General features: G+C 77.8%; 1 pseudogene. It reads right to left on the reverse strand.

The annotated features are described in order from the left end of the window. Positions 1 to 122 (reverse strand): annotated as a pseudogene (locus G3I42_RS38415) (aminotransferase); the annotation flags it as partial. Positions 123 to 234 lie beyond the last annotated feature (112 nt).

Below are 234 nucleotides of genomic sequence, written 5' to 3' on the forward strand. Positions count from 1 at the left end.
TCCGCGAGCCGCTCCCGCAGCCACGCGGGCGGCGTCCCCGCGCGCACGTTCACCGCGAGATCCGTGAGCCCGGCCCCGCGCACCTCCGCGTCCCCGTGGTGGCGCAGCTCGTACGACGGCATGACACGTCCCTCCCTCGGGTCCTCCGCCACGGCGCACGTCGCCCGCGCGGACTTCTGTTTCGCCACGAGCAGCCGCCCGTCGGCTCCCGCCTCCGCGAGCGCCGCCGCCTCG

Origin of the sequence: Streptomyces sp. SID11385, from assembly GCF_010548245.1 — a bacterium.
Lineage (GTDB): Bacteria > Actinomycetota > Actinomycetes > Streptomycetales > Streptomycetaceae > Streptomyces.